The organism is Plasticicumulans acidivorans (assembly GCF_003182095.1).
GTDB lineage: Bacteria > Pseudomonadota > Gammaproteobacteria > Competibacterales > Competibacteraceae > Plasticicumulans > Plasticicumulans acidivorans.
In genome coordinates, this window is the sequence record NZ_QGTJ01000001.1 from 341,314 (window position 1) to 362,139 (window position 20,826).

16 protein-coding genes are annotated in these 20,826 nt (G+C 68.3%); 11 read left to right on the forward strand and 5 right to left on the reverse strand.

Translation table 11 applies throughout. From position 1 onward, the window contains the following. Window positions 1-752 precede the first annotated feature (752 nt). The 8 genes from C7443_RS01415 to C7443_RS01450 all read left to right on the forward strand — a co-directional run bounded on the left by C7443_RS01415 (window position 753) and on the right by C7443_RS01450 (window position 12,114). Complete coding sequence (locus tag C7443_RS01415) at window positions 753-1,853, forward strand: ComEA family DNA-binding protein (RefSeq protein WP_170123440.1); 1,101 nt, start codon at window positions 753-755, stop codon at window positions 1,851-1,853. A gap of 157 nt (window positions 1,854-2,010) precedes the next feature. Continuing rightward, complete coding sequence (locus tag C7443_RS01420) at window positions 2,011-2,820, forward strand: NAD(+)--dinitrogen-reductase ADP-D-ribosyltransferase (RefSeq protein ID WP_110016792.1); 810 nt, start codon at window positions 2,011-2,013, stop codon at window positions 2,818-2,820. Window positions 2,821-2,840: 20 nt separating this feature from the next. Further along, on the forward strand, window positions 2,841-3,740 hold the full coding sequence (gene draG / locus C7443_RS01425; protein WP_110016793.1) for an ADP-ribosyl-[dinitrogen reductase] hydrolase: 900 nt from the start codon (window positions 2,841-2,843) through the stop codon (window positions 3,738-3,740). Window positions 3,741-3,800: 60 nt separating this feature from the next. Continuing rightward, a complete protein-coding gene (locus C7443_RS01430; protein WP_110016794.1) occupies window positions 3,801-5,027 on the forward strand; it encodes an exonuclease SbcCD subunit D C-terminal domain-containing protein in 1,227 nt (408 codons plus the stop codon). Next, entirely contained in the window at window positions 5,024-8,734 is a 3,711-nt protein-coding gene (locus C7443_RS01435; RefSeq protein WP_110016795.1) for an AAA family ATPase, read from the forward strand. Before C7443_RS01430 ends, C7443_RS01435 begins: the two co-directional genes overlap by 4 nt. 185 nt (window positions 8,735-8,919) lie before the next feature. Then, window positions 8,920-9,114 (forward strand): hypothetical protein, encoded by a 195-nt coding sequence (locus C7443_RS01440; RefSeq protein WP_110016796.1) that lies wholly within the window; start codon window positions 8,920-8,922, stop codon window positions 9,112-9,114. 129 nt (window positions 9,115-9,243) lie between these two features. Next, window positions 9,244-10,584 carry an N-succinylarginine dihydrolase gene (gene astB, locus C7443_RS01445; RefSeq protein ID WP_110016797.1) on the forward strand — a complete coding sequence of 447 codons (1,341 nt, stop codon included), beginning with the start codon at window positions 9,244-9,246 and terminating at the stop codon, window positions 10,582-10,584. An 87-nt stretch (window positions 10,585-10,671) separates the two neighbouring features. Continuing rightward, window positions 10,672-12,114, forward strand: a complete 1,443-nt coding sequence (locus C7443_RS01450) for a TIGR04222 domain-containing membrane protein (RefSeq protein WP_170123441.1) — start codon at window positions 10,672-10,674, stop codon at window positions 12,112-12,114. Between the two features lie 6 nt (window positions 12,115-12,120). Here C7443_RS01450 and C7443_RS01455 read toward each other — a convergent pair whose 3' ends face one another. Then, entirely contained in the window at window positions 12,121-13,350 is a 1,230-nt protein-coding gene (locus C7443_RS01455; protein ID WP_110016799.1) for an HD-GYP domain-containing protein, read from the reverse strand. Between the two features lie 210 nt (window positions 13,351-13,560). Between C7443_RS01455 and dapE the strand changes: the two genes are divergently transcribed. Genes dapE through C7443_RS01470 form a run of 3 tightly spaced genes read left to right on the forward strand, consistent with a single transcriptional unit; the run spans window position 13,561 to window position 16,669 of the window. Then, on the forward strand, window positions 13,561-14,721 hold the full coding sequence (dapE, locus tag C7443_RS01460; protein WP_110016800.1) for a succinyl-diaminopimelate desuccinylase: 1,161 nt from the start codon (window positions 13,561-13,563) through the stop codon (window positions 14,719-14,721). A gap of 7 nt (window positions 14,722-14,728) precedes the next feature. Beyond that, on the forward strand, window positions 14,729-15,499 hold the full coding sequence (locus tag C7443_RS01465) for a TSUP family transporter (RefSeq protein ID WP_425467061.1): 771 nt from the start codon (window positions 14,729-14,731) through the stop codon (window positions 15,497-15,499). Window positions 15,500-15,541: 42 nt separating this feature from the next. After that, window positions 15,542-16,669 (forward strand): J domain-containing protein, encoded by a 1,128-nt coding sequence (locus C7443_RS01470; RefSeq protein WP_110016802.1) that lies wholly within the window; start codon window positions 15,542-15,544, stop codon window positions 16,667-16,669. 11 nt (window positions 16,670-16,680) lie between these two features. On the opposite strand, the gene rimI is transcribed toward C7443_RS01470, so the two are convergent. The 4 genes from rimI to C7443_RS01490 form a co-directional block, all read right to left on the reverse strand. Beyond that, a complete protein-coding gene (gene rimI / locus C7443_RS01475) occupies window positions 16,681-17,142 on the reverse strand; it encodes a ribosomal protein S18-alanine N-acetyltransferase (protein ID WP_110016803.1) in 462 nt (153 codons plus the stop codon). Beyond that, window positions 17,139-18,176 (reverse strand): uracil-DNA glycosylase, encoded by a 1,038-nt coding sequence (locus tag C7443_RS01480; RefSeq protein WP_246004493.1) that lies wholly within the window; start codon window positions 18,174-18,176, stop codon window positions 17,139-17,141. Before C7443_RS01480 ends, rimI begins: the two co-directional genes overlap by 4 nt. Window positions 18,177-18,179: 3 nt before the next feature. After that, window positions 18,180-19,727, reverse strand: a complete 1,548-nt coding sequence (locus C7443_RS01485; protein ID WP_110016804.1) for a 2-isopropylmalate synthase — start codon at window positions 19,725-19,727, stop codon at window positions 18,180-18,182. Between the two features lie 175 nt (window positions 19,728-19,902). Continuing rightward, the gene (locus C7443_RS01490) at window positions 19,903-20,667 is read right to left on the reverse strand and encodes a CDP-alcohol phosphatidyltransferase family protein (RefSeq protein ID WP_425467063.1); all 765 of its coding nucleotides are present in this window, start codon (window positions 20,665-20,667) and stop codon (window positions 19,903-19,905) included. Window positions 20,668-20,826: the final 159 nt, after the last annotated feature.

Genomic DNA, 20,826 nt, shown 5'->3' on the forward strand with positions numbered 1-20,826 from the left:
GACTGGACAAAGCCGCCGGCTGAATATCAGTACTGTTAAGGCGGCAAGACAAAGTTAATGAAAACAACGTTAAGTAAAGCACGGCAAATCAATCGCACGTATCTGCGACTGATGCATAGCTCAAAAAACGGCAGGTAGTGAATCCTTTCTTGACGATGTGAGCGGAAGACAATCCGAATCGTCACATCCGGCCAGACAGAGAGCGGCCCGGCCCCCAGGGTCGGGAAGCCGTCACCGATATTAAACCACTCCGTATTGAGTTCGCACAGTCGACAAAATAAGAAAACGTTAAGACCGGTTGCGGCTGTAATTACCGGCGAACGTAAAAACGGGGAGCAAGCCCGCAGGCCGTATCGTATTTCGGCCGCTGAAACCACGCCGGCCGCGTGAGCTGACGGACATGCCGTACTGACGGGGCAGCAGTACAGCGGGCACAAGCATAAAACCGTAATATGGTTGTTATTTTTCGCATTGCGAACAAGCAAAAAGCAGATCGACGGCTGCCAGTCGCACATATTCAGTGCAATGCTTCAGGTTTGGGCCTTTCTTTCGGGCACCAAGGTGCTCCCTTCGCGCTCTCGCATTTTCATCAAACAGACTTTGTTTCGAATCATGAAAATATGAGTTCACATATCAGTCGTGCGCCCTGCCGGTGCACCGTGCAAAGCACGGAATTTATGTTGTAAGTCATGAATTACTCAGGAGAAATCCCTATACTTCGCGCCCCCTCACTCGGAAGCAGTCGACTGCCCATGACTTCGTACATGCTCAACGCCCCCGCCGTCAGCCTGGGACCGGACCACGGTTATGCCTTCAATGGCGAGCAGGTTCACCTGCATGCCGCTATCCGGCAGCAGGCAGCGGCTGCCGGCCTTTCCCTGCAGCTGTGGGCCTGCGCAACGCCGTACACCGGTGGCTCGCTGCACGGCACCAAGGTTGCTGAAGTCAACGTCGATGCCGGCGCCGCCAATGACGCGCTGCTGCTTGATCAGACCGTCAATGCCCGCCTGCCGGCCGGACACGGCGAGCATGTGATGGTGCTGGTGCTCGCAGCAGCCAACGAGTGCGGCACGACAGTCGTCGATTTCGCCAATTACCCGCGCCCCGAAACGTTCCCGCTGCCGCAGCTGCGCGGCCAGAGTGACTATCGCATCGACGGCGACAGCGTCACCCTCACGGTCGAATGCGTCGAGAATCCGCGTGATGAGCTCAACCTCAGCGGCTCGCTCGATCTTGAGTTGTGGGCACTCGATGCTCCGTACAGTGACGATGCCTTCAACGGCTGGCTGCTCGGACGCGCCGCGCTGGGCACCCTGAACGGGCAGAGCATGCTGCAGAATCTGGCCATCCAGGTGCCGTTCACCCCGGCCCCGGCCGGTGAATGGCACATTGCGCTGCTGCTGCGCGAGTGGACTGCCGACGGCTACCGCACCCGTGATTTCGCCAACTTCGCGCTGACCGCGCGCTGGGATGCGGAGCCGACTGCCGAACCGGCCGCGGTGCTGACGCCTGAGCAGCCGGTCAGCGAAGTCGCCGCCGTTGCCGTCGCCGAAGCAACCGCGCCGGTTGCGGTCGAGATCGCCGCTCCGGTCGCACCGGCGCCGGTGGTCATCGTCGCCGAGCAGGAAGTACCTGCCCCGACAAAGGGCAAGAGCAAAGCGAAAGCCGCCGCCAGCATCGTCTCGGTCAACACCGCCACTGCCGCCGAGCTGGCCGCGGTCAAAGGCCTGTCGAAGGCGCTCGCGGCTGCGATCGTCGCCGCACGTCCGTTCACGCAGCTCGAAGATCTGTTGAAGGTCAAGGGCATGGGACAGAAGACCCTCGAACGCCTGCGCGCCAGCCTGACGCTGTAAGCACCACGACCAGCGTTCCGGCGCCCGCCCTGGCGCGCCGGACGCAGGGTTTGCCGCACCAACGGCACGAACATTGCTTGGTTTTGCCGATTTCCTCGTTAAAACTGAGGGTACGGCAACGATGACGGATACGCTGGCGGTCCCTCCGGGTGCGTCGATGACGCTGTCCGTCATGCCGGTTGGCCACAGCACCAATATGGTCGGCCTGCCGACCGCACTGCTGGCCTCGCCTACGTACAACGACTCCCCCGTCGCCCTGCACATCGCCGGCGTGCGCGAAACCAATCGCGGTCTGTTCTCACTGCTCGAAGCATGCGAGGACGCCGAATCCGCCGCGCGCATTTTTCAGGATTACGTCGAAGTCGCCTTCGGCCTGCATGAAACCCCGCTGCCGCCGCAGGCCGGCCGCCGCCGCTACCGCGCCAGCTATCTGCGCCTGTTGCGCGGCTGGGCTTTCGACTGCAGTACCGCTGCCGGTGCCGTCCTCAAGGGCTGGGTGGAAAGTCGCTTCGGTCTGTTCCCGACCTGGCACCGAGAGCCGCTGCGGCGGCTGCTGTCACCGGCGTGGATGCACTACGTCGAAGAAAAAATGACGCCGCGTTTCCACAACAACGCGATCTACTCCCAGCTCGATCTGCTCTATGAGTTCTGCCAGTGGCGCCTGCAGCGCTTCCCGCTGGCCTCCGGACGCCACCTGATGCTGTATCGCGGCGTCTATCGTCATGACCTGCCGTCGGCCGCACAGACCGACCCGCGCGCGCCACTGCTGGTACATCTGAACAATCTCAGCTCGTTCAGCAATGACCGCCGCGTCGGCGAAGCTTTTGGCGACTGCCTGCTGCTGGCACGCGTGCCGCTGACCAAGATTCTGTTCTTCAACGCCCTGCTGCCGCACCACATGCTCAAGGGCGAAAGTGAATTCCTGGTGATCGGCGGCGCCTACCGCGTGCGCCCGATCCCGCTCTGAGCCTGCAGGAGAACGCAATCATGGATGCTCCGAGCCCATCCATTGCACTCAGCGAGCGCGCCCTCGGTGCCTACCTCGGGCTGGCGATCGGCGATGCCCTCGGCGCGACGCTGGAGTTCATGACTCCGCGCGAAATCGCCACGACCTATGGCACGCACCGCGAGATCATCGGTGGCGGCTGGCTGCGCCTGAAAGCCGGCCAGGTCACCGACGATACGCAGATGTCACTGGCGCTCGGTTCGGCACTGATCGCGCACGACGGCTGGAACCTCGCCGCCGTCGCCGACGCCTTCGTCGCCTGGCTGCGCACGCGCCCGCCGGACGTCGGCAACACCTGCCGCCGCGGCATCCGCCGCTACATGCAGGACGGCAGCCTCAGCGCCGTGCCGTCCGACGGTGACGCCGGCAACGGCGCGGCGATGCGCAATCTGCCGGTAGCGCTGGCCACGCTCGGCGATCCTTCGGCTTTCCGCCATCGCAGCCTGGCGCAGGCGCACATCACCCACTGGCATCCGCTGTCGGACGCCGCCACGCTCGCGCTCGGGCAGATGACGCAGGTGCTGATTACCAGTGGCGACGTGCGCGAGGCGCGGCGCATCGCCATCGAACTGGTCGACCAGCACCGCGACTTCCGTTTCGACCCCTGGCCGGGACGCGCCAGCGGCTACATCGTCGATACCATGCAAACGGTGCTGGAAGCCTTCTTCAACACCGCGAGCTTCGAGGACTGCCTGGTCACCGTCGTCAACCGCGGCGGCGATGCCGACACCACCGGCGCGCTGGCCGGGCAGCTGGCCGGTGCGCTGTATGGCGTGCAGGGCATCCCCGCGCGCTGGCTGCGCAAGCTCGACGCCGAGGTCAGCGCGCAAATCCGCACACAGACCGAGCAGCTGCTCTCGCTGGCCCTGCGCGCCCGCTAGAATCGGCCGCGGGCGCGGCGGACGCTGCGTCCGCCTCGACCCGCGACAGGAGTTGCCCGCTTGCGTCTGCTGCACACCGCCGACTGGCACCTCGGCCAGAATCTGCACGGTTTCGACCGTGCCGACGAACACGCCGCCTTCCTCGACTGGCTGCTCGATACGCTGGAACGCGAACGCGCCGACGCGCTGCTGATCGCCGGCGATGTTTTCGATCAGGCCAATCCCTCGGCGCAGGCCCAGCGCCAGCTCTACGCCTTTCTGGCCGCGGCGGTGCAGCGCCGCCCCGGTCTCGACATCGTGCTGATCGCCGGCAACCACGACTCACCGGGTCGCCTCGAAGCCATTGCGCCACTGGCTGCGGCGTTCGGCGTGCATGTCATCGGCCACACCCATGCCGACGTGCACGGCCACGTCGAGCTCGAACGCCTGCTGCTGCCGCTGCACGACACTGACGGAGCGGTCGCCGCCTGGTGTCTGGCCGTGCCCTTCCTGCGTCCGGCCGATGTGCCGCGCAGCAGCGCCGACGAGGCCGGCGCGGCCTATGCCGCCGGCGTCGCCCGCCTGTATGCGGAGCTCGGCGCGCTGGCGCGGACGCGCCGGGCCGCCGGTCAGGCGCTGATCGCGCTCGGCCACTGCCATCTGCATGGCGGTGCGGTCTCGCAACACTCGGAACGGCGGCTGCTGATCGGCAATGCCGAGGCGCTGCCATCGACGCTGTTCGCAGCCGATCTCGATTACGTCGCCCTCGGCCACCTGCACCGCGCGCAGCGCATCGGCGAAGAGCGACTGCGCTACGCCGGCAGCCCGCTGCCCCTGTCCTTTGCCGAGGTCGACTACCCGCACCAAGTGCTGCGCGTCGACTTCACCGACGGCCGCCTGAGCGCCGTCGAAGCACTGCGCGTACCGCGATCGCGCGCGCTGCTGCGCCTGCCGGCGGCCGGCCCGGCCCCGCTCGAAGCCGTGCTCGCCGAGCTCGCCGCGACGCGCTTCCCGTCACCGGCGCCGTATCTGGAAGTGCGCGTGCGCCTCGACGCCCCGCAACCGGGCCTGCGCCCGCTGATCGAAGACGCGCTGAAGGGGCACGACGTGCGCCTGGCGCGCATCGACTCCTGCTATGCGCAAACCAGCACGGAGCCGGAAGCCCCCGCCGCCCTCGAACGCCTCGATCCTGCCGAGGTATTCGCCCGCCGCTACCGCATGCAGTTCGCCGCGGAGCCACCCGAGGACTACACGGCGGCGTTCGCAGAACTGCTGCAGGCGGTGCAGCACACCGAGGACGCGCGATGAAGATCCTCGCCATCCGCGGCCGCAACCTCGCCTCGCTGGCCGGTGACTTCGAGATCGATTTCGGCATCGAGCCGCTGGCCTCGGCCGGCCTGTTCGCCCTCTGTGGCCCGACCGGTGCCGGCAAGAGCACGCTGCTCGATGCGCTTTGCCTGGCTTTGTATGCACAAACCCCGCGCCTGCAGCACGCCGGCACTCGCGGCGTCGCCATCCGCGACACGGCCAGCGACACCCTCGCTCCCTACGATCCGGCCACGCTGCTGCGTCGTGGCTGCAGCGAAGGCCACGCCGAAGTCGATTTCCGCGGCCACGACGGCGAGCGCTGGCGCGCCCGCTGGAGCGTGCGCCGCGCGCGCAATCGCAGCGAGGGCAAGCTGCAGCCGGCGGAAATGTCGCTGCACGCGCTGGCCAGCGGCCAGCCGGTCGGCGGCAAAAAGACCGAAGTGCTGACCGCGATCGAAGCGCGCGTCGGCCTGAATTTCAGCCAGTTCACCCGCGCCGTACTGCTGGCGCAGAACGAATTCGGCGCCTTCCTGCGCGCCGACGACAGCGAACGCGCCAGCCTGCTGGAAACCCTGACCGGCACGGAACTCTACGGTGCGCTGTCGAGCGCCGCCTATCGCCGTGCCCAGCAGGAGACCGACGCACTCGCCAGCCTGCAGGCCCGCCTGGCCGACCAGCAGCCGCTGACAGCGAGCGAACGCGCCGCACTCGACGCGGAACTCGCCCAGGCGCAGGCCGACGGCACGCTGTTGACGACGATCTGCCAAGCCGCGCGCGCCGCGCTCGACTGGTACGCCGAAGCCGAGCGGCTCGAAACGCTGCTGCGTGAAGCCGGCAGCACGTTCGAACAGGCTCGCGCTGCCCAGGCCGATGCCGCGCCGCGCCGCGCCGCCCTGCAGCAGATCGAAGCGGCGCAGGCCGCCCGGCACCTGGAAGCCAGCGCCCGGTACAGCGCCGAGCAGAGCGTACAGGCCACCCGACACGCACAGGACGCCGCCAACAATGCCGAGCAGGCACGCGCCGCTGAGCACATCGCCCACGCCGCCCAGCTGCAGGCCCGGGAGCAACAGGCACAGGCCGACCGCGCCTGGAACGACGCGCAACCGGCGCTGCGCGAAGCGCATCGCCTCGATGGCGAATGCGAGCGTCTGCAGCGCGAGTACGTCGACGCCGCGGGACCGCTCAAGCAGGCAGAACAGACGCTCGAAACCCTGCAAAAACAGCACGAGCAGGCTGAAAACGAACGCCATCAGCGCCAGCACCAGCTCGCAGCGATCGAAGACTGGCTGAACGAACACACCGCCGATGCCGCACTGGCGCACGCCTGGCCACGCCTCGAAGCCCTGCTGCCGCGGGCCGCTGACGAGCGCGCCGAGGCCGCGCAAGCGCAACAGGTGCTGGCCGCGACGCAGGCACAGCTAACGCAGCGCGAAGCCGAGCTCAAACAGGCGCAGGCGCCACTGACGACCCTGCGCGCGAACGCCGAGTGCAGTACGCAGCGCCTGCAGCAGGCACGGGATCGTGCTGCCGCATTCGATGCCGGGGCACTTGCCGAGACCCGCGAGCACCTGCAGCAACGCAGCGCCCAGCTCGACGCCCTCGCCCGTCACGACACAGAACAAACCCGCCGCGCCGACGACATCGCTGCACGACAAGCCCGCGCGCTGGACATCAGCGCCGAGCGGGACACGCTGCAGCAGCACCTCGACCGTATCGCGCAGGCACTGCCGGCACAGACCGCCGCCCGCACCCAGGCGCGGCAGATGCTGCATCTGACCGAGTGCGCCGCCGATGCGCAGAGCGAGCGCCTGCGCGCCGAACTGCGCGACGGTCAGCCCTGCCCGGTATGTGGCGCCACCGAACATCCGTGGACCGAGATCACCCCTGAGCTGCGCACATTGCTCGCTCGGCAACAGGCCGCATTGGCACAGCTCGAAATCGACTGCAATGCACTGCTGGGTGAGCAATCCGCGCTGCAGGAACGCCAGCGCACGCTGAACGCTGAGTCCGTAACCCTCACCGCAACGCTACGTGATCTGCGGGCCGCTCACGATGCCGCCAGCCGTGCACGCACGGCACTGCCACTGGCGACGATGGCGACTGATGCGGGCGCACTGCGCACGGCTCAGGATGACTGTGCGCAGGCACTGGAAGCGCTGAAGCAGCAGGAACGTGACAGTCGCACGGCCACTCGGACGCTGGAGCAGGCGCGCACTGCCGACAGTCAGGCGCAGCGCGCCCTGAGCGATGCGCAGGAGGCCATCACAACCGCCGAGCACCGTCAGCAGCTGGCAGAAAACGATCGCGACAACGCACAGAACCTGCAGCGCCTGAGCACGGATCACTTCGCAGCCACGCTCACGGCCATCGATGCGATGCATCCGCTGGCCGACTGGCGCCAGCGATGGCAGGACGATGCCGCTGCCGCGCTCGTGCGCTGGCAGCAGATCGTCGACGCCTGGCGCGCGCAACAGGCACAAGCCGCGCAGTTACACGAGGCCCGACAACAGGATGCGATCGAGCAGCAGCGCGAACGCAGTGCGCTCGAACAGGCGGGCATAGCACGTGCGCAGACAGCCCAGGCATTGGACGCGGCCGGCAGGCGACACCGGCAAGCCCTCGACGCGCGCACCGCGCTGTTCGCCGGCCAGGCGACGGCGGCGGTCGAACAAGCGTTGCGACGGGCCGTCGACGAGGCCCGCAACCACGTTGAAGCGGCCGAACAGCGGGCGCAGCAGTGCACAGCCGGGCGGGCCAGCGCCGAAGAAGCGGCGCGTCAGACGCAGGCAGCGCAGGACAACGCACGGCAGGCAGCGGCCGCTGCGGCCGCCGAACTCGCGACCTGGCTGGCCGCGCAGCCCGTCGAGGCCGACGGCCCGCTGACGCTCGAACGCCTGCACCAACGGCTGGCGGTCCCCCCCGAGGCCCGCCAGCGCGAAGCTGAAGCACTGGATGCACTCGACCACGCACGGGCGCAGGCACAGACGGTCGTCGACGAACGCCGGCAGCGGTGCGACGAACACCTGCGCAGCCGCCCGGCGGAAGATGCCGACAGCGCGCGCGCCACGCTCGCCGTGCAGGAGCCGGCGCTGCAGCAGGCGAACGAGGCCTGCACACAGGCGCTGGTCCGCCAGCGCGAGGATGAGCACCGTCGCCAGACCAGTGCAGCGCTGCTCGCCGACGGCGAGCGCCAGCAGCGCAGGCAAGCCCTGTGGGCCGGCATCAGCGGGCTGATCGGTTCGGCCGACGGCAAGAAATTCCGCAATTTCGCCCAGCAGCTGACGCTCGATGCACTGCTCGGCTACGCCAATCACCACCTCAACGAGCTCGCCCGCCGCTACCGTCTGCAGCGCATCGCCGACACGCTGGCCCTGCAGGTGATCGACCGCGACATGGGCGACGAGGTGCGTTCGGTGCATTCGCTGTCCGGCGGCGAATCGTTCCTGGTGTCGCTGGCGCTGGCGCTCGGCCTGGCCTCGCTGTCATCGAATCGCGTGCGCGTCGAATCACTGTTCATCGACGAAGGCTTCGGCAGCCTCGATGCCGACACGCTGCGCGTGGCGATGGACGCGCTCGACCGCCTGCAGGCGCTCGGGCGCAAGGTCTGCGTGATCTCGCACGTGCAGGAGATGACCGAACGTATCGGTACGCGCATCGACATCCGCCGCCGCGGTGGCGGCCGCAGCGAGATCATCCTGCCGCGCTGAACCGCCGGTGGCTGATATGACCAGTGCGGCCGCACGCACTGATCTGCGTCAAGCCACATGCCAACATGACAGAAAAGAAAGCAAACAGCCGTCTCGTCACTGTCAACAAATTTGGCAGCTATTGCCGCAGCAAAAATTGCAGCCTAGCGTGAGGGCGTGCTCATTAAGGCTTGGAAATCATGAACATGGATACGGCATCCGGTAACTGGTTGTCACAGCTTCGGCGCGCGCTGATCCGCATTATCTGCCCGCTGCTGGCGCATGACTGGCATTTCGAAGATCTGCAGGCCGACGGCCGCTGCACCGCAGTCTGCCGCCGCTGCGGCAAGCGCGAACCGGCAGTGCTGCTGGTTCACTCGGATCACCATGCCCACGTCTGAGGTCTCGGCATCACGGCCGGCCGCACGATCGTGAGATGGCAGCGGCCGACACGGTGAACGGACTCCCATTCGCCTGCCAACGGTGCTAAACCGGGCACTCAGCTGCCAGAGCGCCTGGAGGCGAGGCCGATGTCTCTGATACGGGAAGTCAATTTCGATGGCATCGTCGGGCCGACCCATCATTACGCGGGTCTGTCCTTCGGTAACGTGGCTTCGGCGAACAATGCCGGCAGCCAGTCGAACCCGCGCGCCGCAGCCCTGCAGGGGCTGGAGAAAATGCGGGCACTGCATGCGCTCGGTGTCGAACAGGCGGTGCTGCCGCCACAGGAGCGCCCGGACCTGGCGACGCTGCGCCGGCTCGGCTTCAGCGGGCGCGAAGGCGACTTGCTCGCCCGCGTCGCGGCGCAGGCACCGGCGCTGCTGTCGGCCTGCAGCTCGGCGTCGAGTATGTGGTGCGCGAACGCCGCCACCGTCGCCCCCAGCAGTGACACCGATGACGCGCGCGTGCACCTGACGCCGGCCAATCTGCACGACCGCTTCCATCGGGCGATCGAACCACCGACCACCACCCGCGTGCTGCGTGCGATCTTCAGCGACACCGCACGCTTCGTCGTCCACGAGCCGCTGCCCGCGCACGCGGCGACCGCTGACGAAGGCGCTGCCAATCACACCCGGCTGGCCGCCAACCACACCGCGAGCGGCGTGCATCTGTTCGTCTACGGGCGCGACGACGCCGACGCCCAGGCACCGCAGCCACAACGCTTCCCGGCCCGCCACACGCGCGCGGCAAGCGAGGCGGTGGCGCGTCTGCACCGCCTCGATCCGGCGCGCTGCGTGTTTGCCCAGCAGCATCCGGCGGCGATCGACGCCGGTGTGTTCCATCACGACGTCATCGGTGTCGGCAACGAATCGCTGCTGCTGCTGCACGAAGACGCCCTGCTCGATCAGGAACGCGTGCTTGCAGAGCTGCAGCACGCCGCCGGCGACTGGCTGCAGATCGTCGAGGTCAGCCGCGACGAGCTGAGCATCGCCGAGGCGGTGAGCAGCTATTTGTTCAACTCACAACTGGTGACACGGCCCGACGGGCAGATGGTGCTGGTGCTGCCGCAGGAGTGCTCGCAGTCCGATGCCGTCTGCATGCTGCTCGACCGCATCCTCGCCGAGCACAATCCGGTCAGCGACCTGATGTTCGTCGAGGTCCGCGAAAGCATGCGCAACGGTGGCGGTCCGGCCTGCCTGCGTCTGCGCGTACCACTCAGCATCGAGGAGCTCGGCACCCTCCATCAGGGGGTGCGCTACACGCCGGCGCTCGGGGAACGGCTGGGCGGCTGGGTGCGCCGGCATTACCGCGACCGCCTCAGTGAGGCCGATCTGGCCGACCCCGCCCTGCTGCAGGAATCACGCGACGCGCTCGACGAGCTGAGCCAGCTGCTCGGGCTCGGTAATATCTACCCATTCCAGCTGGTTTGAATACCGCGCACAGTCGCTGTCACAAGGAGGTGATCGATGGCCTGCCACACTGCGTACCGATCCACTCCAGCCACGGACGCCACGCAGATGAGTATGGACACCGAAACGCCACCAGCCGACGTGGCTGCGCTGCTCGCGCGGCTCGCCGCACACCGCTTCGACGATCCCGCTGCGGCGTTCAGCTTCAGCCAGCGCCTTGCCCGCGACAACGGCTGGACGCACGCCTATGCGCTGCGGGTCATCGACGAATACCGCCGTTTCGCCGCACTGGCGGTCCTCGCCGGCCATCCGGTGACGCCGTCGGACCAGGTCGATCAGGTCTGGCACCAGCACCTGTGCTACAGCCGCGACTACTGGCAGACCTTCTGCCCGCAGGTGCTCGGCACGCCGCTGCACCACGGGCCGACGCTGGGTGGCGACGCCGAGCGCGCCAAGTACCGCGACGGGTACCTGCGCACGCTGGCGAGCTATCGCCGGCTGTTCGGTGAATGGCCGCCGGCCGACATCTGGCCCGATCCGCAGCAGCGCTTCGGCCGCGATCTGGCACAGGTGCGCGTCAATCGTCACGACTACTGGCTGCTGCTGCGGCCGCGCTGCTCACGCCTCGGCATCGGCCTGAGCGCATTGGCGGCCTTCATGCTCGGTGGCTGCACGCTGCTCGAACTGCCCGCGCAGCTGCTGACGATGAGCGGCCACCAGTTCCTCATGTATTACCTGCCGAGCGCGCTGCTGGCGCTGTTCGTGGCGCTGCTGCTGCGTCTGGCGTTGCGCTCGCCGGGCGCATACGACCCGCGCGACCGCGCACCGCAACTGAGCGTAGCCGAAGCCGCCTGCCTGGCCGACGGTCCGCAACGGGTGGTCGACAGCAGCCTGCTGGCCATGATCCAGCGCGGACTGGTCAGCGTCAGCGAGGATGGTCGCCGACTGGCCTTCATCGGGGATGCCCGTTCACTCGGCGATCCGCTGGAACGGGCCATCGCCGGCGCCATCGCTCACGACCCGCGGCCGCAGGCCGTGCGCCGGGCCGCCAGCGGCCGCGCCAGCGCTGCACTGGCGCCCCTGCGCGCCGCCGGTCTGCTGGTCGCGCAGCGGCGCAGCCTCAGCGTGCGCCTGCTGCCGGCGCTGATCTGCAGCGCGATGCTGGTGCTGGCACTGTTTCGCATCGGGCTCGGCCTGTACCGCGACCGTCCGGTCGGCTTTCTGGTGTTTTTCAGCCTGCTCTACCTCGGGCCGACGCTGTGGCTGTGGTTCGGCCGCGTGCACCGCAGCCGCCGCGGTGAACGCGTGCTCGGTGAGCTGCGCCATCAGGTACGCCCGCGCACGGTTGCCCGTCTCGAAGACCCGGTGGTGCCGCTGGTGGTCGCGCTGTTCGGCCTGTCGGCCATCGGCGCCCTGCTGCCCTTGCCGCTGCGCGAGCTGCTGGTGCCGACCAGCGCTGACAGCGGCAGCTCCGGCGCGGACGGCAGCAGCAGTGACGATGGCGGTGGCGGGGGTGACGGCGGTTGCGGTGGCTGCGGCGGCGGTGACTGACGGGACTCAGGCCATCGCTGCCGGGCGCGCCAGGCGGTAGGCCTCATCGAGCCGGGTGCCGAGCACGACGACGACTTCGGCATCAACGCGCCCCTGCCGGCGCAGAGCCTCGATGAACTCGAACGCCTGCGTCGCAGCGAGGCCGGCCCGATACGGCCGGTCCTGCACCATCGCCTGAAAGATGTCGGCCACACGCAGGATACGCGCCTCGATCGGCAGCACGCTGGCATCGATGCGAAACGGATAACCGCCGCCGCCCGGCTCCTCGTGGTGGTAGGCAGCCCACGGCGCGATCTCCTCGAAGCCGGGGATGCGGCGCAGGATGCGGTAGGTTTCGAAGCTGTGGGTGTTGATGATCAGCCGCTCCTGCGCCTCCAGCTGCCCCGGTTTGTCGAGGATCTCATCGGGTACGCGCAGCTTGCCGAGGTCGTGCAGCAGGCCGGCGATCTCCAGCTTGTCGCAGTGCTCGCGGCTGATGCCCAGCGTCTCGGCGAGAAAGCGCGCCAGACGGGCAACACCGAGCGAGTGCTCGGCGGTGAACGGGCTCTTGGCGTCGACGATGCGCGAGAAGATCGCCGCCAGCGCGCGCAGCTCGGCGAGGCTGGCCTGATACGGCGTGCCGCCGGCGCGCATATCGAGCATGTAACCCTCGATCGAGCGCGCTTCGAGCTGCAGCCAGAAGGCCTCCGCCGCCGAAGCCGCCATGAACACCTCGACCAGATCCGGGCAGAAGGCCTCGCCGGCGTGCTGCGCGATCGCCGCCCGCAGCTGTGCGACCTGCGGCAGCAGGTGATCGTCGCCGTAGTACGGCGCCGCCAGTGCATCGACGCGATCGACCAGATAAATGAGGTTGGTCCATTGCGCGCACTCGGCATCGAGCGTCGCCGGCAGGTGCAGCCAGTGCGTGTGGTGGTAGCGCACCATCGGTGCCAGTGCGGCCAGCGGCTCGAAGGCGGCCAGGCGTTCGGCACCGACGCGGCAGTGCTCCTGCGCGCCTTCCCAGTCGAACTGGCCGACCAGCTCGCGATGCACGCGGGTCGACGACACGCCGATGTCATGCAGCAGACCGAGGTCAAACAGACGTGTGCGTTCGGCAGCCGGCAGGCCGAGCACGCGGGCACATTCCGCCGCCATGATGCCGACGCGCTTGCCGTGTGCAATGTCATCGATGCCGACCAGATCGAGCGCATCGGACAGCGCATAGATGACTTCGCGTAAATCCATAACCACGCTCATGCTGCTTCGCTCCTCTCCCCGCTCAGCGCACCGGCCGCGCCGCAGCAGGCCTCATCGGCTGTCACAGGCTTAGGCGCTGCACGCGTCGCACACCAGTGGCGATGGCCACATCGCGTGCCATCGCCAGTGCGGTGGCGGGGATTGCCCACGCACCGGCGTGCCGCAGCGCTACACTGCGCGGCTTTCCGCCCCGCCGCTCCGGAGCCGTGCATGACCGCCACGCTTGAGCTCGCCTGCGAACTGATCCGTCGCCGCTCGATTACCCCCGAGGACGCCGGCTGCCAGGCGCTGATGATGGAACGCCTCGCCCACCTGGGTTTTCATTGTGAACGCCTGCGCTTCGGCGAGACCGAAAACTTCTGGGCCCGGCGCGGTACCTGCGCGCCGCTGCTGGCGTTTGCCGGCCACACCGATGTGGTGCCGACCGGGCCGCTGGCGCACTGGCATTCCGATCCGTTCGAGCCGGTGATCCACGACGGCATGCTCTACGGTCGCGGTGCCGCCGACATGAAAGGCAGCCTGGCGGCGATGGTCACCGCCTGCGAGCGCTTCATCAGCCAGCACCCCGGTCACGCCGGCTCGATCGGCTTCCTGATCACCAGCGACGAGGAAGGCCCGGCGCATGACGGCACCGTCAAGGTCGTCGAGCACCTCGAAGCCCGCCACGAAAAAATCGACTGGTGCCTGGTCGGTGAACCGTCGAGCGGTCGCGAGCTCGGCGACACCATCAAGAACGGGCGCCGCGGTTCGCTGCACGGCCACCTGACGATCCACGGCGTGCAGGGCCATGTCGCCTACCCGCACCTGGTGCACAACCCGATCCACGCGCTCGGCCCGATCATCACCGCGCTCACCGACACGATCTGGGACTACGGCAACGAGTTCTTCCCGCCGACCTCGTTCCAGATCTCCAACGTGCACGGCGGCACCGGCGCCAGCAACATCGTGCCCGGCAGCGCCGAGCTGCATTTCAACTTCCGCTTCTCGACCGAATCCAGCGTCGAAAGCCTGCAGCAGCGCGTGCAGCAGCTGGTCGAGACCGCGCTGCTCAACGAGGAGGTCAAGGCCGGCTACCGCTACGAACACACGCTGCACTGGGATCTGTCGGGCCTGCCGTTCCTGACCACGCCGGGCGCGCTGGTCGAAGCCGCGGTGGAGGCGATCTACGCCGAAACCGGCTTCGAGCCCGAGCTGTCGACCAGCGGCGGCACCTCGGACGGGCGCTTCATCGCGCCGACCGGGGCGCAGGTGCTGGAGTTCGGCCCGCTCAACGCCACCATCCACAAGGTCGACGAATGCGTGCGCGCCAGCGATCTCGATGCCCTGTCACGCATCTACGAGGGCATCCTCAGCCGTCTGCTGGGGCGCTGAAAACACCGTGGACCTGTTCGCCGCCGATCCCGGCACGCTGTTGTTGTTCACCGCCATCTCCTTCACCGCCGGTTTCGTCGACGCCATCGCCGGCGGCGGCGGACTGCTGACCGTACCGGCGCTGCTCTCTGCCGGCATCCCGCCGCATCTGGCGCTCGGCACCAACAAGCTGTGCGGCACCTTCGGCAGCTCGACGGCGGCGCTGACGTTCATCCGCAAGGGCCTGTTCACGCCCGGCCGCTGGTGGGCCGCCAGCGGCGCGACACTGGCCGGCGCCGCGCTCGGCGCGCTGCTGACGCGTCTGGTCAGCGCCGGCGTGCTGAAGACCGTGCTGCCGCTGGCCGTGCTCGGCGCGGCGCTGTATCTGCTGTGGCCGCGACGGCGCAGCGCGACGGCCGAGCCGGCATTTCAGCCGACCCGCGCCAGTCAGTGGACGGCAGGCAGCCTCATCGGCTTCTACGATGGCTTCATCGGCCCCGGCACCGGCGCGTTCTGGATGGCAGCGGCAGTGCGCTTCTTCCGTCTCGATCTGGTGCAGGCGGCCGGGCTGGCACGCTTCATGAATTTCCTGAGCAATGCCGCGGCCCTCGCCGCTTTCATGACGCTCGGCACGATCGATTACCCGCTCGGGCTGACGATGGGCATGGCGCTGATGGTGGGCGCTTGGGCCGGCGCGCACAGCGCGATACGCTTCGGTGCACCATTGATCCGACCGCTGTTCATCGCCGTGGTACTGGCGATGAGCGTGCGACTGCTCTGGCAACAGTTCCACGGTTGAGCGACGCGGCGCTCGCCGTGCCCGACACGCGACCGAGGCTGCATGCACGCACACGACGAACGCCACCGGCTGGGATTGCGCGCGCTGGCAGCCCGCCGCGACGAGATTCAGACGCTCGAAGGCCGGCTGGCGCAGGCGCGACGCCAGCACATCGAACTGCAGGCCAGCCTGCACCGCTTTCTTGAGCGCTATCACCGCCGTGTCGGCAGCCTCGCCCGTGAATGGCAGGCGTTGGAGCAACAGCTCGATCCGGCGCACACGCCGCTGCCGGACACTGTCTGCAGCACAGTGCCGGACCGTGACGATGTGGAAATCCCCGACGCCGACGCGGGTGTCGACACGGCCGCACCCGCGATCAGTGAACCACCCGCCGAACTCAAAGTGCTCTATCGCCGCCTGGCCCGGCGCATCCATCCCGACCGGGCGCGCGACGAGGTCGAGCGTCTGGAGCGCAATGCCCTGATGGTGCGTGCCAACGCCGCCTTCGCCGCCGGCGATCGCGACGCGCTCGACGCCCTGTTGGCCGAGGTAACGGCAATGGATAGCGCCGCTCAGTCGACGGCGGATCTCAGTGCCCAGCTGGTGCAGTGCATGCGCACACTCGCCCGCCTGCGCCGTGCCCTGCGCGAGGTCGAAGCGACCATCGGCGTGCTGCGCACCAGCGCCGACTGGCAGTTCATGGAGCAGACACTGTGCGAGGAAGCCCGCGGCCACGATCCGCTCGGGCGCCTCGCCTGCCGGCTCGAAGCGCGCATCCGCGAAGCGCATGACCGCCTCGATGCCCAGGCGCGCCGGGCCAGTGCGCAGCGCCCGTTCCCGACCCGCGCCGGTGACTGGGTCAGCAGCGCGGCAGAAGCGGCGCTGGCCGACCGGCTGCACGGCCTCGGCCTGTGCTATCGCTATCGGCCGACACTCGCCATCGCCGGCGGTGCACCGCTGCGCCCGCTGTTCGCGATCGAGCGTGCGCAGGCGCCGGTGCTGTGGGAACACGTCAGCCGCCACGAAAACCCGGCCGCGCTCGCCGCGCGCCTGTCACGCTACCTCGCGGCGGGCTACCGCATCGGCGAGGATCTGCTGCTCAGCCACGAGCATGCCGACGGCAGCCTCGATCTCGAACGCATCGAACGTCAGCTGCGCTGGCTGGCGGCCGGCACCTCGAACGCGGCCTGAACGGCGCCCCGCTACAGTGAACGCGCCATCACCAGCGCATCTTCGCGCCCGCCGGCGGCCGGGTAATAGCCGCGACGCTGACCGATTTCACCAAGCCCTTCCGACAGGTACAGCGCGATCGCGTGGATGTTCGACGGCCGCACTTCGAGGAACATCATGTCGGCACCGAGCTCGCGCGAGCTGGCCATGACATGGCGCAGCAGGCGGCGGCCAACCCCCTGGCTCTGCCGGTGCGGGGCGACGGCAAGATTGAGCAGATGCATCTCACCGACGGCAACGCTGGTCATCGCGTAGGCGGCCAGCACACCGCCGATCTCCCAGACGTAACCGTGGTAGGCACTTTTCAGGCAGTCACGGAAGATCGCCGCCGTCCACGGAAACGGATAGGCGGCCAGCTCGACCACCATGACCGCCGGAATGTCGTCCACCGTCATCGCCCGGACTTCGGCGATCAGCTCCCCGCTCGTACTCATCCTGCTTCCTCGTCGCCGGCCGCTGCGGCAAGCGCCAGTTCCAGATCGTCCCAGCTCCTGCGCTTCTCGGCCGGCGAGCGCAGCAGATAGGCCGGGTGGTAGGTGACGACCAGCGGCACCTCACCGTAGCGATGCACCCGCCCGCGCAGCTTGCCGACCGGAGCATCGCTGCCGAGCAGGTTCTGCGCCGAAATGCGTCCGACCGACAGCACCAGTCGCGGGCGCACCAGCGCCAGCTGACGGTCAAGGAAGGGCTTGCAGGCGACCACCTCGGCCGGCAGCGGATCGCGGTTGTTCGGCGGCCGGCACTTGAGCACGTTGGCGATGAACACGTCATCGCGGCGGCGACCGACGGCGAACAGCATCTCGTTGAGCAGCTGCCCGGCCTGGCCGACGAAGGGCTCGCCCTGCAGATCCTCGTCGCGCCCCGGCGCCTCGCCGACGATCATCCAGGCGGCATCATGCCGGCCGACACCGAACACCGTCTGCCTGCGCGACTCGCACAGCGGGCAGGCCGTGCAGCCGCGCACGGCCTCGGCCAGCTCATCCCAGTCCATGCGCGCGATGCGCGCCCGCCGGTCATCGATCGGCGCCGCGCCGGCGGACACCGGCCCGGCGTCGACATCTCCGGCGAAGGCCGCATCGTCGAAGTCAGCCGCGGCGCCGAGGTAGGCGTAATCCGCGTCGGCATCGGGCGGCGCGAACGGCGCCCAGTCATCGCTGGCGATGTCCCCGCCGGCGTCCGTCGGCATGTCGGCTGCAACGGGGGGTTCGGCCGACCCGGCGACCGCCTCAACCGCGCTGGCAACAGGCGGCGTCACCTGCGCCATCACCACCGGCACGGCCGGCACCGGCATTTCTATGCTTACGGCCTCGGCCGCCGATGCGGCGGCAGGACTGTCGGCAACCGTCGCCGCAACCTGCAGCGCATCCGGCTCTGCCGCCGGTGCAGTCGCGCTGCCGGCCAGCGGCCGCCGCGCCAGCCACAGCGGAATACCGAGCGCTTCGAGGTAACGGCGATGACGCTCGCTCACGGCTCAGACGTTACCCAGCTGCGGATGCGCCCGCTCGGCCGGAGCGATGATCTTGTTCAACGCGTTGACGAAGGCTTTCGCCGAGGCGATGACGATGTCGGTATCGGCCCCCTGGCCGTTGACGATGCGTCCGGCCTTCTCGACGCGCACCGTGACCTCGCCCTGCGCGTCGGTGCCGCCGGTGATGGCGTTGACCGAGTAGAGCTTGAGCTCGGCGCCGACGTTGAGGATCTGCTCGATCGCCTTGAACGCCGCATCGACCGGGCCGCTGCCGCTCGCCGTCGCCTTCATCTCGGCGCCGTCGACGCTCAGCACCACCTCGGCGGCCGGCGTTTCGCCGGTTTCGGAGGTCACCTGCAGGTAGACCAGCTTGGCGCGCTCCTGCGCCGTCGCGGCGCTGGTCTCGCTGACCAGCGCCTGCAGATCCTCGTCGAAGATCTCGTGCTTTTTGTCGGCCAAGGTCTTGAAGCGGGCGAAGGCGGCATTGAGTTCTTCGTCGGAGGCGAAGCTCACGCCCAGCTCCTCCAGCCGCGAGCGGAATGCGCTGCGCCCGGAATGCTTGCCGAGCACCATGCGGTTGGCCGTCCAGCCGACGTCCTCGGCACGCATGATTTCGTAGGTCTCGCGGTGCTTGAGCACGCCGTCCTGATGGATGCCGGACTCGTGGGCGAAGGCGTTGGCACCGACGATGGCCTTGTTCGGCTGCACCGGGAAGCCGGTGATCGTCGATACCAGCCGCGAGGCCGGCACGATCTGCGTGGTGTCGATGCGCGTGTCGCAGGCGAACAGGTCGCGGCGCGTGCGCACGGCCATGACGATCTCTTCCAGCGCGGCGTTGCCGGCGCGCTCGCCGAGGCCGTTGATCGTGCACTCAACCTGACGCGCACCGGCGCGCACCGCCGCCAGCGAGTTGGCGACGGCGAGACCGAGGTCGTTGTGACAGTGCACCGAGAACACCGCCCGGTCGGCATTCGGTACCCGCTGCAGCAGCGCGCCGATGGTCGCAGCGAACTGTTCGGGCACGTTGTAGCCGACGGTGTCCGGAATGTTGATGGTGCGCGCACCAGCAGCGATGACCGCCTCGGTGATGCGGCAGAGGAAGTCGATCTCCGAGCGCCCGGCGTCCTCGGCGGAGAACTCGACGTCGTCGGTCCACTGCCGCGCGCGCTTGACCGCCGCCACCGCCGCTTCGATGACCGCCTCGGGCTCCATGCGCAGCTTCATCTGCATGTGGATCGGGCTGGTGGCGATGAAGGTGTGGATACGCGCCCGCGCGGCGTCTTTCAGCGCCTCGGCACAGCGGTCGATATCGGCGAAGGTCGCGCGGCTGAGGCCGGCGACGGTGGATTCCTTCACCGCCCGCGCCACTGCCTGCACCGACTCGAAGTCACCGGTGCTGGCCATCGGAAAGCCGGCCTCGATGACATCCACGCGCATCTTCTCCAGCACCTTGGCGATGCGCACTTTTTCCTCGCGCGTCATCGAGGCGCCGGGGCTCTGTTCGCCGTCGCGCAGCGTGGTATCGAAAACGATCAGCGTGTCTTGGCTCATGGCTGAAAACTCCGAAGCGGAACGCCGCGCCAGCGGGCGGCGTCCTGCGAGGTGAATGGGGCGTGCGCCTCGGCGTCCGCACCGGCCTGCGGGCAGGCAACGGCCGGTGAACTGCGGGGTTCGCGCACTATAGGAAAGCCCCCTGCACGCCGCCAGCGTGCGGGATGCGCCGGCCTCAGCCGGGCTCGCCGCCGCGCCGGCGGCGCACGCGTGCGCGCCAGCGCACGATCGACAGCGTCGGCCCGGACAGCGTGTAGATCAGGAAGCCACCGAACAGCGCCATCGGCGCCTGCAGATTGATCAGTGCAAACGCCAGCACCATGACGATGACGACGACGAACGGTACCTTGCCGCGCAGGTCGACCTTCTTGAAGCTGTGGAACAGGAAATTGCTAACCATCAGCAGGCCGGCCCCCAGCGTCAGCACGAACGCCGGCAGGGTGAAGGCTGCCGGAGCGACGCCCTGATCGGCGCCGACCCAGACCAGCCCCATCGTCACGGCCGCCGCCGACGGACTGGGCAGACCAAGGAAGTAGCGTTTATCGGCACTGCCGACCTGCGTGTTGAAGCGCGCCAGGCGCAACGCAGCGCCGGCGGCGTAGACGAAGGCGGCCAGCCAGCCAAGCTTGCCCATGCCGGACAGCACCCACTGATACATGATCAGCGCCGGCGCGACGCCGAAGGAGACCATGTCGGCCAGACTGTCGTACTGCACGCCAAATTCGGTTTCGGTGTGGGTCAGGCGCGCGACGCGGCCGTCGAGGCCATCGAGCACCATCGCCACGAACACCGCGACCGCGGCGGCTTCGAAACGGCCGTTCATCGCCGCAACGGTGCCGTAGAAGCCGGCAAACAGCGCCGCAGTGGTGAACAGGTTGGGTAACAGGTAGATGCCGCGCGGGCGTCGTGCTTCCGGGGTCTTCGCTTCGGGCGTCTCGATGTTCACGGTACGATCCGGTGGGGTGCCGGTCCGCGCCGGCTGCCGTGGCGGAGCGACAGCGCAGGACTGAGGCGGAAACCGGCGGGGCATCGCATATTGCGTGCCGCTACCGGCGGGAGGCCGCGCATTATCGCCCCGCGCCAGCGCCAGGCGCCAGCC

Bases quoted from the DNA above. Each gene is read 5' to 3' on its own strand.
- C7443_RS01435 (WP_110016795.1), top strand. From the start codon at position 5,024: ATGAAGATCCTCGCCATCCGCGGCCGCAACCTCGCCTCGCTGGCCGGT.
- rimI (WP_110016803.1), bottom strand. From the start codon at position 17,142: ATGAGTACGAGCGGGGAGCTGATCGCCGAAGTCCGGGCGATGACGGTG.
- C7443_RS01415 (WP_170123440.1), top strand. From the start codon at position 753: ATGACTTCGTACATGCTCAACGCCCCCGCCGTCAGCCTGGGACCGGAC.
- C7443_RS01470 (WP_110016802.1), top strand. From the start codon at position 15,542: ATGCACGCACACGACGAACGCCACCGGCTGGGATTGCGCGCGCTGGCA.
- astB (WP_110016797.1), top strand. From the start codon at position 9,244: ATGTCTCTGATACGGGAAGTCAATTTCGATGGCATCGTCGGGCCGACC.
- C7443_RS01420 (WP_110016792.1), top strand. From the start codon at position 2,011: ATGACGCTGTCCGTCATGCCGGTTGGCCACAGCACCAATATGGTCGGC.
- draG (WP_110016793.1), top strand. From the start codon at position 2,841: ATGGATGCTCCGAGCCCATCCATTGCACTCAGCGAGCGCGCCCTCGGT.
- C7443_RS01485 (WP_110016804.1), bottom strand. From the start codon at position 19,727: ATGAGCCAAGACACGCTGATCGTTTTCGATACCACGCTGCGCGACGGC.
- C7443_RS01455 (WP_110016799.1), bottom strand. From the start codon at position 13,350: ATGAGCGTGGTTATGGATTTACGCGAAGTCATCTATGCGCTGTCCGAT.
- dapE (WP_110016800.1), top strand. From the start codon at position 13,561: ATGACCGCCACGCTTGAGCTCGCCTGCGAACTGATCCGTCGCCGCTCG.
- C7443_RS01450 (WP_170123441.1), top strand. From the start codon at position 10,672: ATGAGTATGGACACCGAAACGCCACCAGCCGACGTGGCTGCGCTGCTC.
- C7443_RS01440 (WP_110016796.1), top strand. From the start codon at position 8,920: ATGGATACGGCATCCGGTAACTGGTTGTCACAGCTTCGGCGCGCGCTG.